Source organism: Agromyces cavernae (assembly GCF_021044935.1).
Classification (GTDB): domain Bacteria; phylum Actinomycetota; class Actinomycetes; order Actinomycetales; family Microbacteriaceae; genus Agromyces; species Agromyces cavernae.
In genome coordinates this window covers 573116-594682 of the sequence record NZ_JAJNMP010000003.1, presented here as the reverse complement: position 1 = coordinate 594682, position 21567 = coordinate 573116, and the positions used below count along the sequence as shown (strand labels likewise).

The 21567-nt window shown below is 69.9% G+C and carries 19 protein-coding genes; 12 read left to right on the top strand and 7 right to left on the bottom strand.

Features of this window, described 5'->3' with window-relative positions; all coding sequences use genetic code 11:
- Positions 1-19 precede the first annotated feature (19 nt).
- The 3 genes from LQ757_RS14080 to LQ757_RS14070 all read right to left on the bottom strand — a co-directional run bounded on the left by LQ757_RS14080 (position 20) and on the right by LQ757_RS14070 (position 4012).
- Positions 20-1762 (bottom strand): beta-N-acetylhexosaminidase, encoded by a 1743-nt coding sequence (locus LQ757_RS14080; protein ID WP_231047875.1) that lies wholly within the window; start codon positions 1760-1762, stop codon positions 20-22.
- Between the two features lie 127 nt (positions 1763-1889).
- A complete protein-coding gene (locus tag LQ757_RS14075; RefSeq protein WP_231047874.1) occupies positions 1890-2879 on the bottom strand; it encodes an SIS domain-containing protein in 990 nt (329 codons plus the stop codon).
- A complete protein-coding gene (locus LQ757_RS14070; RefSeq protein WP_231047873.1) occupies positions 2843-4012 on the bottom strand; it encodes a hypothetical protein in 1170 nt (389 codons plus the stop codon). The genes LQ757_RS14075 and LQ757_RS14070 overlap by 37 nt, the downstream gene beginning before the upstream one ends.
- A 118-nt stretch (positions 4013-4130) precedes the next feature.
- Between LQ757_RS14070 and LQ757_RS14065 the strand changes: the two genes are divergently transcribed.
- The 4 genes from LQ757_RS14065 to LQ757_RS14050 are packed head-to-tail and all read left to right on the top strand — an operon-like array spanning position 4131 to position 8115.
- Positions 4131-5231, top strand: coding sequence for a polyamine ABC transporter substrate-binding protein (locus LQ757_RS14065; RefSeq protein WP_231047872.1), 1101 nt, complete (start codon positions 4131-4133; stop codon positions 5229-5231).
- 4 nt (positions 5232-5235) lie between these two features.
- Complete coding sequence (locus LQ757_RS14060; protein ID WP_231047871.1) at positions 5236-6138, top strand: ABC transporter permease; 903 nt, start codon at positions 5236-5238, stop codon at positions 6136-6138.
- Positions 6131-6985, top strand: a complete 855-nt coding sequence (locus LQ757_RS14055; protein WP_231047870.1) for an ABC transporter permease — start codon at positions 6131-6133, stop codon at positions 6983-6985. Before LQ757_RS14060 ends, LQ757_RS14055 begins: the two co-directional genes overlap by 8 nt.
- Positions 6982-8115 carry an ABC transporter ATP-binding protein gene (locus LQ757_RS14050; protein ID WP_231047869.1) on the top strand — a complete coding sequence of 378 codons (1134 nt, stop codon included), beginning with the start codon at positions 6982-6984 and terminating at the stop codon, positions 8113-8115. The genes LQ757_RS14055 and LQ757_RS14050 overlap by 4 nt, the downstream gene beginning before the upstream one ends.
- Here LQ757_RS14050 and LQ757_RS14045 read toward each other — a convergent pair.
- Positions 8094-8705: a TetR/AcrR family transcriptional regulator gene (locus LQ757_RS14045; RefSeq protein ID WP_231047868.1), complete on the bottom strand. Its 612-nt coding sequence runs from the start codon at positions 8703-8705 to the stop codon at positions 8094-8096. The two genes, LQ757_RS14050 and LQ757_RS14045, sit on opposite strands and share 22 nt — an antisense overlap.
- 134 nt (positions 8706-8839) lie before the next feature.
- Between LQ757_RS14045 and LQ757_RS14040 the strand changes: the two genes are divergently transcribed.
- The 4 genes from LQ757_RS14040 (at position 8840) to LQ757_RS14025 (ending at position 14022) form a co-directional block, all read left to right on the top strand.
- Positions 8840-10141, top strand: coding sequence for a glycosyltransferase (locus tag LQ757_RS14040; protein WP_231047867.1), 1302 nt, complete (start codon positions 8840-8842; stop codon positions 10139-10141).
- Entirely contained in the window at positions 10138-11556 is a 1419-nt protein-coding gene (locus tag LQ757_RS14035; protein ID WP_231047866.1) for an NAD(P)/FAD-dependent oxidoreductase, read from the top strand. Before LQ757_RS14040 ends, LQ757_RS14035 begins: the two co-directional genes overlap by 4 nt.
- Positions 11557-11596: 40 nt before the next feature.
- Positions 11597-13051, top strand: a complete 1455-nt coding sequence (locus LQ757_RS14030; protein ID WP_231047865.1) for an aminobutyraldehyde dehydrogenase — start codon at positions 11597-11599, stop codon at positions 13049-13051.
- Between the two features lie 62 nt (positions 13052-13113).
- Positions 13114-14022: a UTP--glucose-1-phosphate uridylyltransferase gene (locus LQ757_RS14025; protein WP_231047864.1), complete on the top strand. Its 909-nt coding sequence runs from the start codon at positions 13114-13116 to the stop codon at positions 14020-14022.
- 82 nt (positions 14023-14104) lie between these two features.
- Here the strand turns inward: LQ757_RS14025 and LQ757_RS14020 are convergent, their stop codons facing one another.
- Positions 14105-15763, bottom strand: a complete 1659-nt coding sequence (locus tag LQ757_RS14020) for a flavin monoamine oxidase family protein (RefSeq protein WP_231047863.1) — start codon at positions 15761-15763, stop codon at positions 14105-14107.
- Between the two features lie 131 nt (positions 15764-15894).
- Here LQ757_RS14020 and LQ757_RS14015 point away from each other — a divergent pair, with 131 nt between their 5' ends.
- From LQ757_RS14015 to LQ757_RS14005, 3 genes are all read left to right on the top strand, one after another.
- On the top strand, positions 15895-16128 hold the full coding sequence (locus LQ757_RS14015; RefSeq protein WP_231047862.1) for a hypothetical protein: 234 nt from the start codon (positions 15895-15897) through the stop codon (positions 16126-16128).
- A 9-nt stretch (positions 16129-16137) separates the two neighbouring features.
- Complete coding sequence (locus tag LQ757_RS19430; RefSeq protein ID WP_231047861.1) at positions 16138-16617, top strand: Lrp/AsnC family transcriptional regulator; 480 nt, start codon at positions 16138-16140, stop codon at positions 16615-16617.
- Positions 16618-16765: 148 nt separating this feature from the next.
- Positions 16766-18265, top strand: a complete 1500-nt coding sequence (locus LQ757_RS14005; RefSeq protein ID WP_231047860.1) for a flavin monoamine oxidase family protein — start codon at positions 16766-16768, stop codon at positions 18263-18265.
- Positions 18266-18443: 178 nt separating this feature from the next.
- Here LQ757_RS14005 and LQ757_RS14000 read toward each other — a convergent pair whose 3' ends face one another.
- Together LQ757_RS14000 and LQ757_RS13995 are read right to left on the bottom strand one after the other, a co-directional pair.
- A complete protein-coding gene (locus LQ757_RS14000) occupies positions 18444-19670 on the bottom strand; it encodes an MFS transporter (RefSeq protein ID WP_231047859.1) in 1227 nt (408 codons plus the stop codon).
- On the bottom strand, positions 19663-20340 hold the full coding sequence (locus tag LQ757_RS13995) for a FadR/GntR family transcriptional regulator (protein ID WP_231047858.1): 678 nt from the start codon (positions 20338-20340) through the stop codon (positions 19663-19665). Before LQ757_RS13995 ends, LQ757_RS14000 begins: the two co-directional genes overlap by 8 nt.
- 96 nt (positions 20341-20436) lie before the next feature.
- Here LQ757_RS13995 and LQ757_RS13990 point away from each other — a divergent pair, with 96 nt between their 5' ends.
- The gene (locus LQ757_RS13990; RefSeq protein WP_231047857.1) at positions 20437-21546 is read left to right on the top strand and encodes an amidohydrolase family protein; all 1110 of its coding nucleotides are present in this window, start codon (positions 20437-20439) and stop codon (positions 21544-21546) included.
- The last annotated feature ends 21 nt before the right edge of the window (positions 21547-21567 follow it).

Below are 21567 nucleotides of genomic sequence, written 5' to 3'. Positions count from 1 at the left end.
TCATCTAACGGATGCTCGGTTACTCCTTCCAGGGCACGTCGGGTGCGTGGTAGTACCCGATGCCGAGCTCGTCCCAACGGTCGGCGTGCTCGACGATGCGCCGTTCGAAGTCGTCGAAGTCGCGCACGTCAGCGCTCGACCAGCCGACCTCAGCGATCGCGGGCATGCGCGGGAAGCTCGTGAAGTCGGCGTACTGCGAGGTCGGGATGAACTGGTCGAGTGAGGTCGGCAGCGAGTTGGAGCCCCGGTAGGCGCGGTCGGCCCAGAGCGCCGCCTCGACGCCGGCGATCTGCTCCTCGGTCGCGAGCGAGACGCTGCCGTCGGGGCTCGAGGTCACCGAGATCGGGTCCCAGTCGTAGGCGCGTTCGAGGTCGACGTAGCCGGCCCAGCGAAGGCCGTACGGAACGCTCGCGTCATACTTCATGTCGAGGTACGAGCGGTCGGCCGGCGAGGCCACCACGGTCGCGCCCTGGGCGAGCGCGTTGCGGAGCTCGTGCACGTCGGGGCGCTCGTTCGGGGTGCCGATCGACGCCTGGTCGCCCGCGTCGGCCCACCACTGCATGATCGACCCCGCGGGCAGCGGTGAGGCGCCGATCTGATGCCAGCCCATGACGCGCTTGCCCTGCTCGGCGAGGATCTCGGTAGACGTCTGCACGTACCAGTCCATCTGCTCCTGGGTGGTGGAGGGCACTTCGTCGCCGCCGATGTGCACGATGTCCGACGAGCTCTGCTGCGCGGCTTCGGTGAGGACATCGCGCAGGTAGGCGCGGACCTCGTCGCGCCGTTCGGGGGTGAGGCAGATGGTGGGGAGGCCGACGTCGAAGCCGGAATACGGCGCCACGGCCTTGCCGTCGCAGTTGATCTCGGGGATCGAGGCCTTGGCCGCCATCGCGTGACTCGGCCCGTCGATCTCGGGCACGACCTCGATGAAGTGCTCGGCGGCGTAGGAGACGATCTCCTGGTAGTCGGCCTTCGTGTAGAACCAGGGCTCTCCGGTTCCGGGCTTCCACCCGCTCTGCGTCGAGGCGCCGATCTGCGTCAGCTCGGGACGGGCGTCGACGGTGAGTCGCCAACCCTGGTCGTCGGTGAGGTGCATGTGCAGTGCGTTGAACTTGTACAGGGCCATCTGGTCGATGAATCGCTTGACGTCGTCGACGGGGTAGAAGCGCCGCCCGACGTCGAGCATCGCACCGCGGTAGTCGTAGCGGGGCGCGTCGCCGATACTGACGGACGGGATCGCCCAGGCGACGTCGGATGCCTCGCCCGATTCGATCTCGGGCGGAAGCAGCTGCCGGAGCGTGGTCGCACCACGGAAGAGTCCCTCGGCGCTGTGCGCCTCGACCGACACCTGCGTGCCCTCCGCCTCGAGCGTGTACCCCTCGTCGCCGAGCCCGGCGTCGCCGCGGGTCGACAACTCGATCGTCGCGCCCTGGGATGCTCCGGCCGCGCGTTGCCCGACCGGGATCGCGTACCCCGTGGCATCCCGCAGCAGCTCGGCGAGGTTCTCCCCGACCGCGGCGGCGCCGTCATCGAGAGGATGGATCTTGATGACGGTGCCCGACCCGAGCAACACGGGAGCCGCGCCCGTGGCGTCCAAGCTCGACGGGGCGGGGATGACGGCGATCTGCGCGGCCAGGTCCGTCGTCTCGACAACGTCGGCGGGGTCGGCGGCGTTCGCGGGGATCGGTGCGACGATCAGCGCGAGCGCGCCAGCGGCTGCGACCGCGGCGATCGTTCGGGCACGGCGTATCCGTATGGACATCGATGTCTTCCTTCAGCTTCAGAGGGTCAGGTGGTACCGGGTGCCTCGAAGGCTAGCCATCGCTGACTGAAAGTGTCAATAGAAGACGAGTTTCGATCATAAACAATCAATTCGGATGATTATCCGATCAGGTTTCGCGCAACCCAGGGGACGCGTGCAGGAGTCGATCGGCGACCAGCTCGCCGACGAGCATCTCGCTGAGCAGGGCGACCTGTTCGTCGTCGTCGTGGTCGTACCGGATCGCGAGCTCGGAGCCCTCGAGCTCCATTCCGAGCGAGGCGTACCGCGAACCCCGCGATCGCATCCACTCGAGCGCCTGCGCATCCCAAGGCGACCCCGCGCAGACCAGGGCGCGGTAGTCGAGGGTCTTCGTGAGGTAGACGTCGACGTGCGACCAGTCGCCGGTCTCCGACGCGAAAGCGCTGCGGCGCGGCACCTCACGCAGCATCAGGGCGGACTGCTGCGCACTCGACAGCCGTTCGACGGGCGCGAGGATCCAGGTGCCTGCCGGACCCGCGAGCAGGCTCGTCATCGGCTCCAGCCAGCCGGCGGCGCGTTCGAGCAGCTGCGCGTTGGCATGGGCGGCCCGGCGCAGCTTCGTCGCGTCGAAGCGACCCTCCGGCGTCGCACCCGTGGTCATCCCGAGCACGGCGTCGACGACGGGGAACGTCGCCCGGAACGTGCGGCAGGCGACGCCCGACGCCTCGACCCCGGCGAGGAGCGGCACGACGACGTCGGCGAGGCGCGCGAGCGCAGAGTCGGGCCGGTTGGTCACCGCGATGAGCCGTCCGGTGCCGCGGTACCGCTCCACCGCGCGCAACACCTCCGCGCTGCCGCCAGTCGCCGACACGGCGACCACCGCGAGATCGGGGGCGGGCGGCGGAAGCAGTTCGGCGCTCGCGAGCTCGACGACGACGTTCGCACCGACCGCGCGGTAGCGGCGCGCCACGACGTCGGCGGCGTAGCGGCTCGACCCCATGCCGAGCACGAGCACGCGGGCGGCTCCGAGCGTCGGCAGCGCGTCGAGGCCTGGCAGCCCGGAGTCGAGCGCGTCGGCGAGCGCGTCGAGCGTCTCGGGGATCAGCTCGAGGTCGGCTCGAAAGGCGGCGGTGTCCACGGTTCCTCCGGGTGCTCGTTCGTCGACGGGTGGCGGTGGGTGATCGCCGCGTCGGGCGCGTACGCCCACCTCGGCAGGAAGCGGTCGGCGTAGTGCAGCTCGGCGACGAGCTGCTCGGCCTCGAATCCGGGCAGCAGCGCCTCGTCGAGGAGCTCGCCGCGGCGGAGCGACGTGCGGTACGCGTCGAGGAACGCGGCGCGGGCCCGGTCGGCCCACGCGAAGGCGCGAGGATCCACGCGACGCATCTGCTTCTGGGCGACCGCGGCGACGAGGTCGAGGGAGACGAGCAGATGCGCCACGTCGCGGGCGGCGGCATCCGCTCGCTCGCGCTCGCTCGCGGCGAGCTGCGGGTCGCCGTCGAAGTCGATCACGGTGTAGCGCGTGCCGGTTGCGGTGGGGGAGCGCAGCACCTGCCCGACGTGCAGGTCGCCGTGAATGGGGAACTCGAGGCCGGGGGCGGCGCGCTCGAGCAATCGGATGTCGCGGTCGAGCGAGGCCCGACGGTTGCGCAGTCTCGCCCCGACGTCACCATGGGCGACGAGCATCGCCCCGCGCAGCGCGTCGGATGCCCGGGCGCTGCGCGCTGCGCCCGCGCCATCGCCCGACGGGCGGGCGTCGGCGCCGAGCACGTCGTGGATGCGCGCGACCCGGCCGCCGAGGAGCGCCGGCCAGTCGGGCTCTGGGCCGCCGTCGAGCGCCGCGACGACGTCGTCGACCGCCCAGGTCCAGCCGTCCTCGGCGCCCGGCAGGTACTCGGTGACGACCGCGAGCGTCGCGGACCCGAGCGACGGATGTCGCCACTCGATGCGTCCGACGAGCCGGTCGACGTCGTCGGACCGGGCTTCGGCGAGCCGCTCGAGCAGGGCGCCGGCCCGGTCGGCGGCGGCCCATCGGCCGACGAGCTTCACGATGAGCCGCTCGTCGACGATGACCGAGGTGTTCGTCTGGTCGACGGTGATCGCGCGCTCGGGGGCATCCGGCGCCACCGTGTCGTCGACGAGCCTCGCGAGCGAGCGCGCGACCCCGTCGCCGGCGGCGGGGCGCCGCCCGTCGGCGACGATCCGCAGGCCGGCGTCGACGGTCATCGAGCGGCCGTCCACGTCGACGCGCTCGCCGCTGAGAAGCGAGTTCATTGAATTCGGATTGTAACTATTCGGCAACCCCAGCACCAGCCCGTCCTGAGAACCATTGCGGTTTCTTGATCCGCAGTGCAACAATCGCTCAACCTTTTCGACGTCCCAGGAGGTACCCATGCCCACCACGCGACGCGTCGCGGCCGCCGCAGCCGGCACGATCGCCCTCGCCTTCGCGCTCTCCTCGTGTGCCTCCGGCGGAGGCGGCGCCGAGGAGCTCGACCCGAACGCCGACCTCAGCGAGCAGACGCTCACGGTCTCGATCTGGGCCGACTACTCGCCCGAAGACCTCGCCGAGCGCTTCGAGGAGGCGACCGGCGTGAAGACCACGATCGTGAACCACACCACGAATGAAGACATCGTCGCGAAGCTCACGGCGAGCGCCGACCCCGGCATCGACGTCGCCTTCGTCTCGGGCCAGTACGCGCAGGCGCTGGGCGAGCAGGGCATCCTCGCGAAGCTCGACAAGAGCCTCATCCCCAACGAGAAGAACCTGTATCCCGAGGCCCTCGAGCTCGCGTACGACGAGGGCAACGTCTACTCCGAGCCCTACGCCTGGGGCACCACCGGGCTCTGCTACCGTCCCGACCTCACGGGCTTCGACCCCACGTCGTGGAACGACCTGCTGAACCCGAAGCCCGAGCTCGTCGGCAAGACGACGATGCTCTCGACCGACCGCTGGCTCTCGATGCCGGCCCTCAAGGCCGAGGGCCACTCGATCAACACGACCGACGATGCCGAGCTCGAGGATGCGAAGGCCCAGCTCCTCGAGACGAAGCCGACCCTCCTCGCCTACGACGACACGACGTTCTACTCGAAGCTCGTGTCGGGCGAGGCCGCCATGGTCGAGGCGTGGGACGGCTGGTGCAATTACGGCATCGCCGAGGACCCGTCGATCAAGTTCGTCGTGCCCGAGGAGGGCGCCGACCTCTGGGTCGACACCATGACGGTGCTCGAGTCGTCGAAGAACAAGGAGGCGGCGATGGCCTTCATCAATTACATCCTCGACCCCGAGGTGCAGACGTGGGTCGCCGAGAACATCCTCTACAAGGTGCCGAACAAGGCCGCGATGGATGCCCTCGACCCCGCGCTCATCGAGTCGTACCCCACGCTCGGCATCACGGTCGACGAGCTCATGCAGCAGGAGACCATCGTCGACCTCGGCGAGGACTCGCTGAAGTACGTCGACCTCAACGCCGAAGTGCTCGCGACGAACTGACGCTGTGACCGAAACGCTCCAACGGCCCGCTCCCGCCGCACGCGCCGGCCGCGTGCGGCTGGGGCTCGCGCCCGCGCCGTTCCTCGCCCCGGGCATGATCTACCTGATCGTGTTCATGGCGGTGCCGGTCGGGCTGCTCGCCTTCTACACGTTCTTCGAGCGCGGCCGATTCGGCGGCATCGTCTTCGAGTTCACGCTCGACAACTGGGTGAAGCTCTTCGAGCCGCTCTACCTCGGGGTCATCCTGCAGTCGATCGCGCTCGCCGGCATCGTGACGCTCCTCGCCCTCCTGATCGGCTACCCGATGGCGTACGCCATCGCGGGCCTCTCGCCGAAGTGGCGCACCGTCGCGCTCGTGGCGGTCGTGCTCCCGTTCTGGACGAACTTCCTCATCCGCACCTACGCGTGGATCCTGCTCCTCAACAACGCCGGCTGGGTGAACCAGTGGCTGCAGGGGCTCGGCATCACGGATGCCCCGATCAGCATGCTCTACACGCCGCAGGCGATCGTCGTGGGACTGCTCTACATGTACCTGCCGCTCATGGTGCTGCCGCTCTACGCGTCGCTGCAGCAGCTCGACCCGTCGCTGCGCGAGGCGGCGACGAACCTCGGCGCGACCCCGTGGCGCGCGTTCCGCACGGTCACGTTCCCGCTGTCGCTGCCGGGCGCGCTCACCGGGTGCATCTTCGTGTTCGTGCCCGCCATGTCGAACTTCGTCATCCCCGAGCTCATCGGCGGCGGCAAGACGATCATGATCGGCAACCTCGTGCGCGACCAGTTCTTCGAGGCGCGCGACTGGCCGTTCGGCGCCACGCTCGCGCTCCTGCTCACGATCTTCCTCGTGCTCGTCATCGTCGTGCAGTCGGCGGTCTCGCGGCGCCTCACGGAAGGACCGCGCCGTGGCTGACTCGACCGCGTCCGTGACGAACCCCTCGACGACGGCGATGCGCGAGCTCGACCCGACGGCGCGCCCGCGCGCGGTGCGGAAACCCCGGGGCATCCTCGTGCCGCTCTGGCTCGGCTACGTGTTCCTGTACCTGCCGATCCTCATCGTCGTGGTGATGAGCTTCAACGACTCGGAGAACCTCTTCGTGTGGCGGGGCTTCTCGCTGCGCTGGTACCCCGAGCTGTTCACCGACGAGGCGATCATGCAGGGGCTCGTGAACACGCTCGTCGTCGCCACCGGGGCCACGGCGATCGCAACGGTGCTCGGCACGCTGCTCGCCTACGGCATCGCGCACTATACGCGCGGCGGCCTCATCCGGGCGTTCGCGATCGCCCCGGCGATCCTGCCCGACCTGCTCCTCGGCATCGGCCTGCTCACGCTGTTCTCGCTGCTCACGGTGACCCTCGGCCTGCATTCGGTGATCATCGCGCACGGCGTCTTCGCGACCGCGTTCGTCACGGCGATCGTGCTCGCCCGCATGGCGAACCTCGACCCGAGCCTCGAGGAGGCCTCGCGCGACCTCGGTGCGGGCCCGGTGCGCACCTTCGTGCGGGTGACGCTACCGCAGCTCGCGCCCGGCATCGTCGCCGGCGCCCTGCTCGCCTTCACGCTCTCGATCGACGAGTTCGTGATCGCGTTCTTCACGACGGCGCCCACGCAGCCGACGCTGCCGATCGTCATCTACTCGATGGTGCGCTTCGGAGTGACCCCCGAGGTGAACGCCCTCGCCAGCCTCCTCCTGCTCGTGAGCATCGTCACGGTGATCGCGGCGCAGCGACTGACTCGACTGACAGGAACCCCGAAGTGACCACCGCACCTCTGCTCCGCGTCGACGGCATTCGGGCCGTCTACGGCGACACCGTCGCCCTGCACGGCATCTCCCTCGACATCGCCCACAACGAGTTCTTCGCGCTGCTCGGGCCGTCGGGCTGCGGCAAGACGACGCTGCTGCGCTCGATCGCCGGCTTCGAGACCCCTGCCGAGGGGCGTATCGAGGTCGATGGCGAGGACCTGTTGCGGATGCCCGCGCACAAGCGCCCGGTGAACATGATGTTCCAGAGCTACGCGCTCTTCCCCCACATGAGCGTCGAGAAGAACGTCGCCTACGGGCTGGAGTCCGACGGCGTCGGCAGGGCCGAGATCCGCTCGCGGGTCGCCGAGGTCATGGACGTGGTCGGGCTCGGCGCGCTTGCGAAGCGCCGTCCCGGGCAGCTCTCGGGCGGCCAGCGACAGCGCGTCGCGCTCGCACGCGCGATCGTGAAGCGCCCGAAGCTCCTCCTCCTCGACGAGCCGCTCTCGGCCCTGGACCGGCAGGTGCGCTCCTCGATGCAGCTCGAGCTGAAGCGCCTGCAGCACGAGGTCGGCCTCACCTTCGTCGTCGTCACGCACGACCAGGAGGAGGCCATGTCGATGGCCGACCGCATCGCGGTGCTCCGAGACGGGCGGCTCGAGCAGCTCGCGACCCCCCAGGAGCTCTACGCGAACCCGGCGTCGCGGTTCGTCGCCTCGTTCATCGGCACGGCGAACCTCCTCGACGGCACGGCGACCGCGACCGGCGTCGAAGTGCCGGGCTTCGGCGTCGTCGACGCCGCGCACGCCCTCCGGGCGGGGTCCCCGGCAACGGCGGTCGTGCGTCCCGAAGACGTCGAGCTGTCGACGGATGCCGCGACCGGGCTCTCCGGCACGGTCGTCGACACCTATTTCCTCGGGGGCGCCTCCACGATCTCGATCGAGGTGCCGGGCATCACGGCGCCGATCCTCGCGACCGTGCACGGTGCGAGCCGGGTCGCCCGCGGCGACGCCGTCGGCGTGCGGTTCGCGCGCGCCGCAGCGGTGGCGCGCGGCGCCGGCGCGGCATCCGTCACGGGCGATGCGGCCGCTACTGCATCCGCCGACCCTGCGACGGCGGACGCCGCTCAGGAGGAGGTCAGCGCGTGACCCGTCGCGAGCCGTGCGTAAGACACGATGAGCTCGAGAGCGGCATCGTGATCGATTGTCGGGTGCTGCGCGATGATGCGATAGCCGTAGGCGTCCTCGAGGGCGACGAGGTTGCGGGCGGCCACGAGCGAGGGTTGCGAGAGCGTGAAGATGCCGCGGGCGGCGCCCTGCTCGAGCACGACCTGGTACATGCCGACCTGGCGGTCGTAGAGGGTGGTGAGCAGCGAGGCCATGAGCGGGTTGCGGCCGGCCGAGCCGCCGAGTTCGCAGAGCAGCCGCACCTCGGTGTCGCCGGGGCCGCTCGGCAGGCCCGACTTCGCCAGCGCGAGCAGACGCACCACGGGGTCGTCGGGCAGCTGCTCGAGCATGCGCACCCGGCCCTCGTAGAAGCGCTCCATTCCGGCTCGGTTCGCCTCGAACATGAGCTCCTCGATGTCGGGGTAGTAGTAGAGCACCGCGCCCGACGTGAGGCCCGCCTCTTCGGCCACGCGGTTCAGTCGGGCCCCCTCGGGTCCGTGCGCCGCGATCGCCCGCTGGGCCGCCGCGACGAGCTGGCTGCGTCGTTCCTCCTGCCGCTTCGGCCTGGCCATCAGTCTCCATCCTGATCAGACAGATTGTCTGCATCACTGGTCAATCTTAGGCCGAATGACCTGACTTCACATATCTCTTGACGGAACCAATTCTCTCCATCACCATTCAAAGAAAGCACACGAACGGAGCCCACATGTCCGACGAGCCCCGCACCTTCCTGTTCATGCCCGAGAGCGCCTACGGCCCGACGAACAACTGCATCGGCATCGGCAACGAGCTGCTCAAGCGCGGGCACCGCGTGGTGTTCGCCGCGGAGCGCTCCTGGCAGGGCAAGCTCACGACCCTCGGCTTCGAGGAGGACCTCGTCGACCTCGCACCGGCACCCGAGGAGGACGTGGAGCAGGACGCCGGCCAGTTCTGGAAGGACTACATCAAGACGGTCTCGCCGGAGTTCCGCAGGACGACGGCCGAGCAGCTCGAGACGGTGACCCTGCCGATCTGGCAGGAGCTCGCCAACGGCGCGAAATACTGCGAGCCCCAGCTGAAGGCGATCATCGAGCGCGTGCAGCCCGACGTGATCATCGAGGACAACGTCATCGCGTTCCCCGCGCTCGTCACCGCCGGCGTGCCGTTCGTGCGCATCATGAGCTGCAACCCGCTCGAGGTGCCGGGCGTCGACATCGCGCCCGTGTTCTCGGGTCTCGGCAAGGACGATCGCGAGGGCTGGGCGGCGTTCCGCGCCGAGTACGAGCGCACCCATCGAGCCCTTTGGGAGTCGTACGACGCCTGGGTGCAGGAGCAGGGCGCACCCGCGCTGCCCGACCTCGAGTTCATCCACCCCGGTGACGAGAACCTCTACGTCTACCCCGAGGTGCTCGACTACCGCGCCGAACGCCCGCTCGACGAGACTTGGCACCGTCTCGACTCCTCGGTGCGCGAGACCGAGCAGCCGCCGGCCGATCTGCCCGCGTCGTTCACCGACGGCTCCCGCCCGCTCGTCTACTTCAGCCTCGGCTCGCTCGGATCGGCCGACGTCGAGCTCATGCAGCGGGTCATCGCGGCGCTCGCCGATCAGCCCCTGAACGTCATCGTCTCGAAGGGTCCGCTGCACGATGAGTTCGAACTCGCCGACAACATGTGGGGCGCCGAGTTCCTGCCGCAGACGAGGATCCTGCCGCTCGTCGACCTCGTCATCACCCACGGAGGCAACAACACCACGACCGAGGCGCTGCATTTCGGCAAGCCGATGATCCTGCTGCCGCTCTTCTGGGACCAGTACGACAACGCGCAGCGGGTCGATGAGCAGGGCTTCGGCATCCGCCTCGACACGTACCGGTTCACCGCCGACGACCTGCAGGAGGCGGTGCGCAGCCTGCTCGCCGACACTGCGCTGCGCGCGCGCATCGCCGCCGTCGGCGCTGACATCCGCTCGCGCGCCGGCGTGGCCGCCGCGGCCGACGTGATCGAGCGCGTCGGGGCGCGGGAGCGCGTGTGAGCACGGGCACCGTGAGGACGGATGCCGCGGTCGAGGCGCTCCGCGACGCGTCGCCGACGCCGTACTGGATGGATCGCGACGACGCGCCGGCCTCTCGGGCGTGGCTGGACGGCGCGGTGGAGGCCGACCTCGTGGTGATCGGCGCCGGGTTCACGGGCCTCTGGACCGCTTGGCGCGCCGTGGAGCGCGATCCGGGTCGCTCGGTCGTCGTGCTCGAGGCCGAGCGAGTCGCCCACGGCGCGACGGGACGGAACGGCGGGTTCGTCGCGAGCTCGCTCACGCACGGGCTCACCCACGGCACGGCCATCTGGCCCGACCAGGTCGGCGCCCTGCACGAGGAGGGCGACCGCAACCTCGCCGAGCTCGTCGCGACGATCGAGGCGGCGGGCATCGACTGCGACCTGCGCCGCTCGGGCAAGACGACCGTCGCGGTCGAGGAATGGCAGCTCGCGGGCCTGCGCGACGCGCAGCGGCTCGGCGAGCGTCACGGCATCGAGCTCGAGCTGCAGTCGCGCGATGAGGTGCAGGCCGACGTGCACTCGCGGACCTACCTCGGCGGCCTCCGCGATCGCACGGGCACGGTGCTCGTCGACCCGGCGCGGCTCGCGTGGGGAATGGCCGCGGAGCTCGAGCGCCGCGGCGTGCGCGTGTACGAGGCATCCGCCGCCACCGGGCTCGCCCGGCACGGTGCCGGGGTTCGCGTGTCGACCGCGCACGGGCATGTCGATGCGCGCGACGTCGTGATCGCGACCGCGGCGTACCCTGCCCCACTCAAGCGGCTCGGGAACTACATCATGCCGCTCTACGACCACGTGCTCATGACCGAGCCGCTCTCCGAGGCGCAGCGGGCGTCGATCGGCTGGGCGGAGGGGCAGGGGCTCACCGACGCGGGCAACCAGTTCCACTACTATCGGCCCACGGCCGACGGGCGGATCCTGTTCGGCGGCTGGGATGCCGTCTACTACTTCGGCGGTCGCGTCGATGCGAGCCTCGAGCAGCGAGACAGCTCGCACGAACTGCTCGCCCGGCACTTCCTCCAGACGTTCCCGCAGCTCGAGGGTCTCCGATTCACGCACCGTTGGGCCGGTCCCATCGACTCGACCACCCGCTTCACGGCCGCGTACGGCACAGCCCTCGGCGGCCGCGTGGCGTATGCGGTCGGGCACACGGGGCTCGGCGTGGGCGCGTCGCGGTTCTCGGCGGATGTCGCGCTCGACCTGCTCGCGGGCGAGCCCACGTCACGGCTCCGCTACGACATCGTGCGGCGCCGGCCGTTCCCCATCCCACCTGAGCCGTTCCGCAACCCCATCATCCAGCTCACCCGCCGCTCGATCCTCGCCGCCGACGCGCACGCGGGCCGGCGCAACCTCTGGCTGCGCACGCTCGACGGCTTCGGGCTCGGCTTCAACTCATGACCGTCGTGATGGGGCATCCGTCACAAGAAAGGACCATCGCATGACCACCGGAACCTTCATCGGCGACTACCGCGCCGGCACCGGCGACGACGCCGTCATCACGAATCCGGCGACCGAGGAGGAGGTCGCCGCGTTCACCTCGTCGGGCGTCGCCGACGTCGACGAGGCCGCCGCCGCCGCACGCTCCGCCCAGCCCGAGTGGGCGGCGAAGACGCCGGGGGAGCGGTCGCTCGCGCTGCTCCGCCTCGCCGACGCGCTCGAGGCGGACGCAGAGCATCTCGCGAAGCTCGAGGTCGAGGACTCGGGCAAGCCATGGACCACCGCGTACGACGGCGAGCTGCCGTTCGGCATCGACAACCTGCGGTTCTTCGCGGGCGCCGCCCGCTCCCTCGATGGCACCGGCGCGGGATCGTTCTCCAACGGCTACACGTCGATCCTCACGCGCCGCCCGGTCGGCGTCGTCGCGGGCATCACGCCGTGGAACTTCCCGCTCATCATGGCGATCTGGAAGGCCGGTCCCGCGCTCGCCGCGGGAAATGCGGTCATCGTGAAGCCCGCCCCGGCCACGCCGCGGACGACCCTGCGCTTCGCGGAGCTGGCGGTCGAGTCCGGGCTCCCGGCAGGCCTCTTCAGCGTCGTCACGGGCGACGCCGAGGTGGGTCAGGCGCTCGTCACGCACCGCGAGGTCGACATGGTGAGTGTGACGGGGTCGACCCAGACCGGCAAGGCCGTGATGCGCGGCGCGGTCGAGGGCGTGAAGCGGGTGCACCTCGAGCTCGGCGGCAAGGCGCCCGTGATCGTGTTCGCGGACGCCGACCTGGGCGCGATGGCGCATGCAGTCGCGCTCGGCGCGACGTACAACACGGGCCAGGACTGCACGGCCGCGACGCGCGTGTACCTGGAGCGCTCGGTCTACGACGACGGTGTCTCGGCGCTGCGCGACGCGGTGTCGCAGATCATCGCCGGCGATCCCATGGATCCCGAGACGCACATCGGGCCGCTCGTCTCGAAGGCGCACCGCTCGCGCGTCGAGGGCTTCGTCTCCCGGGCGGTGGCCGGCGGCGCCGAGGCGCTCGTTGGCGGCCACGCGATCGACCGCACGGGCTCGTACTTCGCGCCGACCCTGCTCGTCGGCGCCGCCCAGTCCTCGGAGATCGTGCAGGGCGAAGTGTTCGGCCCCGTGCTCGTCGTGCTCCCGTTCGACGGCGAGGCCGAGGGCATCGCGCTCGCGAACGACAGCGCCTACGGGCTGGCGTCGTCGGTGTGGACCTCGGATGTCTCGCGCGCCCTGCGGGTCAGCCAGTCGCTCGACGTGGGCGTCACCTGGGTCAACGATCACCTGCCGATCGCGTCCGAGGCGCCGCACGGCGGAGTGAAGGGCTCGGGCTTCGGCAAGGACATGTCGATCGAGCCGCTGCTCGACTACTCGGTGACGCGCCACCTCATGATCCGTCACGCGGCGCCGCCCGAGACGACCGGCTTCCGCCCGGCCTGATCCTGGCCCGACGCTCCACGCTCGGGCACTCACGAGACGAGAGAGAAGAACGGAACGGCGATATGAACGAACGGATCACGAAAGCCGTCATCCCGGCCGCGGGACTCGGGACCCGGTTCCTTCCCGCGACCAAGGCGATGCCGAAGGAGATGCTGCCGGTCGTCGACAAGCCGGCGATCCAGTACGTCGTCGAGGAAGCGGTGTCGGCCGGGCTGACCGACATCCTGATGGTCACGGGGCGGAACAAGAACGCCCTCGAGAACCACTTCGACCGAGTCGCCGAACTCGAGGCGACGCTCGAGGCGAAGGGCGACACCGCGAAGCTCGAGACGGTGAACGAGTCGACGGGCCTCGCCGATATGCACTACGTGCGGCAGGGCGACCCGATGGGTCTCGGGCACGCGGTGCACCGTGCGAAGATGCACGTCGGCGATGAGCCGTTCGCCGTCCTGCTCGGCGACGACCTCATCGACGCCCGCGACCCGCTCCTGAGTCGGATGCTGGTCGAGCAGTCCAGGCGCGACGCATCGATCGTGGCGCTTCTGGAGGTCGACCCGGATCAGATCCACCTCTATGGGGCCGCCGCCGTCGAGTCGACCGATGACCCCGAAGTGGTCCGGATCACGGGGCTCGTCGAGAAGCCGGCCAAGGAGGCGGCACCCTCGAACTACGCGGTCATCGGCCGGTACGTGCTGAAACCCGAGGTGTTCGACGTGCTCGAGGGCACCACGCCCTGCCGGGGCGGCGAGATCCAGCTGACGGACGCGCTGATGACGATGGCGGCCGATCCCGGGAGCAGCGGCGTCTACGGCGTCGTGTTCCGTGGTCGCCGGTACGACACTGGCGACAAGCTGGAGTACATCAAGGCAGTCGTGCAGCTCGCCGCCGAGCGGGACGACCTCGGTCCCGACCTGCGCGCCTGGCTCGCTGCGTATGTCACCGAACTCGAGCCGGTCTTCGCGAGCCACTGACGCGGCGAGCGCGGTATTCGGCATCCGCCGGTCGTCGTCGGGCGTCTCGGAACGCCCGCGACACGGAACCCCCGGATACCGTTCAGGACAATGCGACCGCCTTCGCCGCGCGCTCGCCCGACGCGACGGCGCCGTTCAGGAAGCCGAAGTACTCGACGCTCGTGTGCTCGCCCGCGAAGTGCACGTTGCCCTCCGGAGTCGAGCCGACGCCGAACAGCTGCGTGTACTGGCCGGGGCGCTGGCAGGTGTACGCGCCCTTCGACCAGCGGTTCGCCCACCAGAAGTCGCGGTAGGCCTTGCCGGAGTACGCCGCCGAGACCCCGGGGAAGATCGGCTCGAGCTGGGCGAGGTAGCCCTGCACCTGCTGCGCCGGCGCGGTGCCGAACGGTACGCCCGACCACCCCTTCACCTGGTCGCCCGAGGGGAAGAAGTTGTATACGCCGACCGGCAGCGGATGGGAGGCGGTGTCGTCCCAGCCGCACTGGAAGCCGGAGGGGTTCGTGTAGGCCGCCCCGCCGAAGCCCTGCTCCACCCACGGCCGGTGCGACACCTGCACGTGGATCTTCGCGTTCGCCCCGAGGCCCAGCTCATCGATCGCTCGCCGCGTGAGGGCCGAGAAGCCCGATTGGCTGAGATCGCACTCGCGCAGCGTCGTGTACGGCAGGGCGAGGATGACCCGGTCGACCGTCTTGTCGATGGTCTGGTTGCCGACCTTGAAGCTCAGGCGCACCGAGCCGTCCGCGTTGCGCTTCACCGCGACGAGCTCGTGACCGTAGCGGACCGTGCCCGTCGGCAGTTCCTCCAGCATGCGGGTGACGATCTGGTCGTTCCCGCCGTGCACGAGGTACTTCTCGTCGGCGCCGTTGACGGGCGCGAGGCTGTTCTGCGAGTTCCAGCCGAGCAGGTAGACGAGGTTGAGCGCCGACTGCTCATGCGACTCGAGGCCGTACTCGGCCATCACGTTCGACTGCATGAGCTTCGCGAAGCGGCTCGACAGGCCACCCGGCACCTTCGCCGCAAGCCAGTCGTCGACCGTCATCTCGTCGAGCGCCACGCCCGCGGCCGTGTGCACGTCGTGGGTCTGGCAGTACGGTGCGGCGGCGAGGTCGGCCTTCATCGCCTGGTACACCTGCCCCCAGTCGTCGTTCGCGTCGTCGTACGGGTAGTCGGCCCCGTCGATGCGGTACTTGTCGACCCAGCCCAGGTAGCTGCCGCCCGACACGACGTCGAGGCTCAGCCCGAGGTTCGATGCGAGATTTCGGATCGCGTTGTGGTCGGTGTTGATGAGCGCCCCGCCGTGCTCGACGACGATGCCCTCGTCGAAGAATCCGCGCAGGCTGTAGCAGCGCCCGCCGGCCCGCGAGCTGCCCTCGTAGAGGGTCGACGCGATGCCCTTGGTGCGCCAGAGCCAGTGCGCCGCGCGGGTGCCGGCGAGTCCGGCGCCGACGATCGCGACGCTCGGGGCGGGTGCCGGCTTCGCCACGGACGCTGCGGCCGGCATCGGCGCGGCCATCGCGAGCGCCGCTCCTGCACCGGCGATGCCCGCGACCTTGAGGGCGTCGCGCCGGCTGGGGGGCAGGCTGCCGCGTTCGGTCGAACCGGATGCCTCGGCGCGCGACTCGGCCGCTTCGCCGATCACCTCGTCGACCGGGATGCCGCGCCGCTCGGCCTCGCCGTGGGCGCGCAGTATCGAGCCGATCCGAGTGGTGAGCGGCGTGGTGCCGCGGGGGATTGCCTTCATGAAGAACCTCGCTGTCCGTATCGGTGGAGCGTTGCTGTACATGGTGCAAGTCGATTGCCGCCGTCGTGACGAGTGGATGATTCGTCACGCCGAGCGAAACCCAGCTGTTGATTTGTGAGAAGTTGAGTCAGATGATTGCGCATTCCACAAGACTCCGCAAGGATGGCCGTCAGATTGGCCTCGGGGCGAGTCGTCATGCGCTCGAGGAGCATCGCAAGTCCGACCGATTGAGAGAGGAGACCAGCCATGACACAACCGTCGTCAGCGACGCCGACGCCATCGTCCCGGCGCAGGGCCCCGACATGATCGACCTTCGCACCGGCGTGCCGCATCTGGTTCGACCGGGCCCCGACGATCCGCGCTAGCCTCGATCCGTGAACGAGCTCGACGGTCTTGACCACCTCGACCGCCGCATCATCGCGGCGCTTCAGGTGGATGGACGGCGCCCGATCTCCAGCCTCGCTGCTGAACTCGACGTGCCCGCCTCGTCGGTGCGCTATCGCCTGAAAAAGCTGGAGGACGAGGGAGTCCTCCAAGTCGTCGGGATCGCGAACCCACTGGCGATCGGCTTCGACCGGCTCGCCCTCATCGGGGTGCGGGTGCGGCCCGGGACGGCCAGGGTCGTCTGCGCATCGCTCTCGGCGCTGCCGGAGACGAGCTACGTGGTGATCACGAGCGGCAAGTTCGATGTGATGGTCGAGGTGATCTGCCGCGACGTCGCGCACATCGTCGATGTGTTGGAGAACAAGATCGGCGCCGTCGACGGCGTCGTGTCGACCGAGTCGTTCTTCGTGCTCGAGGTGCACAAGCTCGCATACGGATGGGGCGTCCCCGAGGTCTCCAGCGCCGACTAGGCGCCCCCGCAGATCCCACCCTCGCGCTCCGTCCGACCGGGACGGACCGCGGCCACCGTGCATGCCGTCGGAGCATGCCGTCGCGCGACGAGCGCCCCGAAACGCGGCGTCGTGCCCATCAACCACCCAGCAATAAAGGAGTTGCACCATGGAGAACATCAGTCGTCGCGGGATCCTGATGGGCGGGCTCGCCGCCGCAGGAGGGCTCGCGAACCTCGCCGCCGCCGGCCCGCCGATCGGTCCAGGCAACGGCCACGGCAACGGAACGCCCTCGCTGAAGCACGCCAACGGCGACAAGCGCAGGTGGGACGTGATCGTCGTCGGCGCCGGGGCCGCGGGCATCGGCGCAGCGCGTCGCATCACGGACCAGAACCCCGATCTCCGGGTGGTGATCGTCGAAGCCCGCGACCGGATCGGCGGCCGAATGTACACCGACCGGACGTCGATGGGCATCCCGGTCGAACGCGGCGGCGAGCTCGTGCACGGCGGCCCCTACGCATCGACGTACCCGTGGATCCAACAGGCCGGGTTCGACATGCGGATGTTCCAGAACAACTACATCCGTCTGGCCGATGCGCCGCCGTCCTCGCCACCGTCGCAGTGGCACCAGTGGGATTCTCCGACCTCGTGGCTCTTCCCGCTGGGGTTGCCGGAGGCGCTCATCCCGCACGACCCGGCGGGGCAGAACCTGCCGCTGCCCGCTGCACTGCCCGGCGAGAAGGCGGACGCGTACCTGCTGCGACTCGGGGTGACCGCGGCGAACACGCCGAGCGGCCTCATCTACGAGCTGACGGACGACAGTGAGCCCCTGTACAACACGTCCGCCTCCCGCGTGGCCGCGCCCTTGAGGGACTGCATCCGGTATACGTTGCACCCCGAGCAGGCACCGGCGCCGGAGATCCTCGATCCGAACGATTCGCGGTACGACGACGGCGACTACAAGATCATCGGCGGATACGACCAGCTGCTGCGCTTCATCGCGGCCGACGTGCCGATCATGCTTCGGACGGTGGTCGAGGAGGTCGACTACACCGCCAACGGTGTCGAACTCCTCACCTCGAAGGGCACGATGTTCGGGCGCAGGGTGGTCTTCGCCGTCCCTGCCGGGGTCATGAAGCATCGCGACATCGCCTTCACCCCCGGCCTGCCCGCCGCCAAGTGGGCCGCCTTCGACGCGTTCACGTACAGCAACATCTTCAAGTGCGTGCTCGAGTTCAAGGACAAGGTGTTCACGCCGAACGGCACCGACAACTGGGGTTATGCCGAATCGATGGATCACTTCCCGACCACGCTCTGGAACGCGTCGATCGCCTCCCCCCGATACAAGGGCCAGGTGATCGTCGGATGGGAGACCGGCGCTGCCGCACGGGAGCTCCATGCGCTCCCGCTCGAGCAGAAATACCAGGCGGTGCTGGAGGTCGTGCGCAGGGCCGCGGGCGACCAGGGCCTGAGATACCACAATGCCGTGATGACCGACTGGGCCAACGAGCCATACTCCTGGGGGCCGTACGGCAGCGGGGGCAGCGCGGCCGACATGGCCGCGACGGTCGGCGGTGTCCTGTACTGGGCGGGCATGCGCACGAGTTCGGTGTCGTCGTCGTACACCTCGGGCGTCGCTCAGGCGGACCAGCTGCTGCGGGCGCTCTGAGCGAAGCAGAACCTGGCCGCGGGAGGTGGCTGCACGACGGAGCCGATGATCTCGCTCGCAAAGGCCTGCGAGCACAGCCGCCGTGGCGGATCCGCTGCGGTGGCTCGAGGCGGCGGGTGCCGACGTCGTCAGCTCGCACGGTTGACGACTGCGCCCGTGGGTCCGCCGGGACTTCGAGTCAGCGCGTGACGACCTCTCCCGTTCGGGTCGACACCGAAGGCTTCGGCAACGGGCGCCCCGCGCGCAGCCCGAAGGCGAACTGGACGGCGACGACGCCCAAGAGGCTTGCGAGAAGCGCAGTCCAGCCGACGCCGGCGTTGGCGAGCACTCCGAGACCCAGCGGGCCCAGGGCGGCGACGCTGTACCCGATGCCCTGAGCGACGGCTGAGAACGACGCGGTTCGGGCCGTGCTCGGCGCCCTCTGCACGATGAGCCCGACGGCGAGGCCGAAAGCGGCGCTCTGTGCGACGCCGAGCACGGCGACGAAGGCGACCGCCGTTGACACCGGCGCGAACGCGAGGCCGGCGATGCCCGCGGCCGAGAGCAGGGAGACCACCGCGGTCATGGTCGACTGGCTGCTGTATCGGGCCGCGATGGCGGGCGCGAGGAGCGCAGCGGGGATGCCGGCAAGGCTGAGCCAGGCGAGCAGGAGCCCGCCCGCGGCAGGATCGAGGCCCCGGTCGACGGCGATCGTCGGCAGCCAGGCGGTCAGGGCGAAGTAGATGAGCGCCTGGCATCCGAAGAAGCCGGTGACCGACCAGACTCTCGGCGCGCGCAGGATGGACCCGTCGCGCGTGTCGGCCGGCCGAGCGTCGGGGACATACGCGGCAGCGCCGAGCCGTCGGGAGACGACGAGCGCGAACGCCGCGACGACCGAGATCGGGATCGCCCACACGAGCAGGGCCGTGGCCGCATCACCGCCGACGGCATCGAACACCGGTACAGCCAGCCCGGCTCCGAGCGCGGCGCTGGCGCCGAACGCAGCGGTGTACATCCCCGACCACAGGCCCTGCCTGCGCTCGAGGTGAGTGCGGACGAGCTGCGGCGTGAGGACGCCGAGCAGGGAGATGCTCGCGCCGACGACCACGGTGCCCGCGATGAGCGCTGCTGCACCGAGCGGACGGAGCAGCAGCGCGACGGCGAGCGTCGAGACGAGCACGGCTGCAGCACGATCGACCCCGAGTCGGCGCCCGAGAATGGGCGCCAGGGGTGCGGCGAGCCCGAACAGCAGCACCGGGACCGCGCTCAGCATCGCAAGCCCCGCCGCGCCGTAGTCGTACGCCGCGTCGATCTCGGGCAGCAGGGCCGAGACGCTCGTGATCGGCGATCGCACCGAGAGGCCGATGCCGACGACGAGCACGCCGGCGAGGAGCGGAGCGCCGATGCCGACGCCCCGGTCAGTCATGCAGCGACTGCTCGGTCTGGTCGAGCACGCCGAGTGCCGCGGCGGTGGCGGCGTCGACGTCGCGCGCTCTGATCGCGTGCAGGAGTGCCTCGTGCAGGTCGACGGTGCTCGGGTCGGCGTTGTTCGACAGGCAGGAGTTGTGCGCGACGGACTGCCGGAGCGACCCGTCGAAGCTCGCGTAGATGCCGACGAGGAGCCGATTGTGCGATGCGGCGGCGACGCCGACGTGGAACGCGACATCGTGGTTCGCGAACGCGTCGACGGCGTTGCGCCGGATCGCCTGCCGCCGGAGGAGGAGTTCCTCCTGAAGCGCGGCGAGGTCGTCGTCGGTGCGATGCAGCGCCGCCTCGCGGGCGGCGAGCACGTCGAGTGCACGCCGCACGGCGAGAACCTCCCGGGCGTCGGCCCCGCCGAGGGTGCGGCGCAAGGCCACCTCGGTGGCGTCGCTCGCGACGACGTAGGTGCCATCGCCCTGACGCGTCTCGAGCAGGCCGAGCTGCACGATCGAGCGCACCGCCTCGCGGACCGAAGGGCGGCTGACGCCGAGGCGCTCGGTGAGTTCGGCCTCGGTCGGGATTCGGGTGCCGATGGGCCAGGCCCCGGACGTGATCTCGGAGTGCAGGCGGTCGACCACGGTGTCGACGAGCGACTTGCGTTGGATGGGTTCCACGGGATCCATTCTCTTCCAGCTCGAAAGTATGGTTATCATAACATCTGACAAATCTGGCCACCGGTGCCCGACACGTTCGACAAAGGAGTCCGTCCCATGGCAGACCCGACCCTCACGGTCGCCCCCCTCCCCGTCGTCCCCGTCGCAGGGGGAATCCGCCGAGACGGCGTCGTCGTCGCTCCGGCGCTCGTCGACGCGCATATCCACCCCGACAAGTCGAGCTGGGGCGGGCCGTGGATGTCGCGTCGCCGCGCCGGGTCGTTGTCCGAGTTCATCGCCAACGACCTCGCAGCCCAACGCGCGTCCACACGAAGTGTCGAGGACCGCGCCCACGCCGTGCTCAGCACGGCACTCGCGAACGGCACGCTCGCAATGCGGGCCCATGTCGACGTCTCGAGCGAGTTGGGCACCGCGAACGTCGAGGGCGTTCGCGCGGCGGCTGAGCGGCTCGCCCCTTGGCTCACGGTTCAGATCGTCGCCTTCCCCCAGTTCGGGCTGCTCACGAACCCCGGCACGCTCGACGTCATGGCGGCGGCCCTCGACGCGGGCGCCGATCTCGTCGGCGGGATCGACCCGCTCGGACTCGAGGGCGACGTCGACGGACACCTCGACGCGGTCTTCCGCCTCGCCGAGCGGGCGGGTCGCGACCTCGACATCCACCTGCACGACGGCGGCGAGCCCGGCCTCGCCGAGATCCGCGAGATCGCGGCGCGCACGATCGCGGCCGGCATGCACGGCCGCGTCACCGTGAGTCATGCCTTCGCACTGGCGGATGCCTCGGCCGAGAGCCTGCCGCACACGCTCGACCGGGTCGCCGAGGCCGGTATGTGGATCACCACCTGCGCCCTCGGCGATGACCCCGTGCCCGACCTCGAGCTTCTTGAGCGGCATGGCGTGCAGGTGGCAGTCGGATCCGATGGCGTACGCGATACATGGTCGCCATTCGGCACCGGCAGCATGGTCGACCGGGTGCACCTGCTCGCCTACCGTACCGGCGCCATGACCGACGACCAGCTCGAACGCTGCTATCGACTCGGATCGACCGCCGGGGGACGCCTGATCGGCATCCCCGAGCTTGCCGACTGGTCGGGCGCCGACCACCCGACTCGGCTCGAGTTCCACGGTGAATCGCTCGCGCAGGTCGTCGTCGACCGGCCTGCCCCCGTGTGCGTCATCCGAGACGGCCGCATCCCCTCGCTCCACTGACCGCACCTCAGCACCGAACCC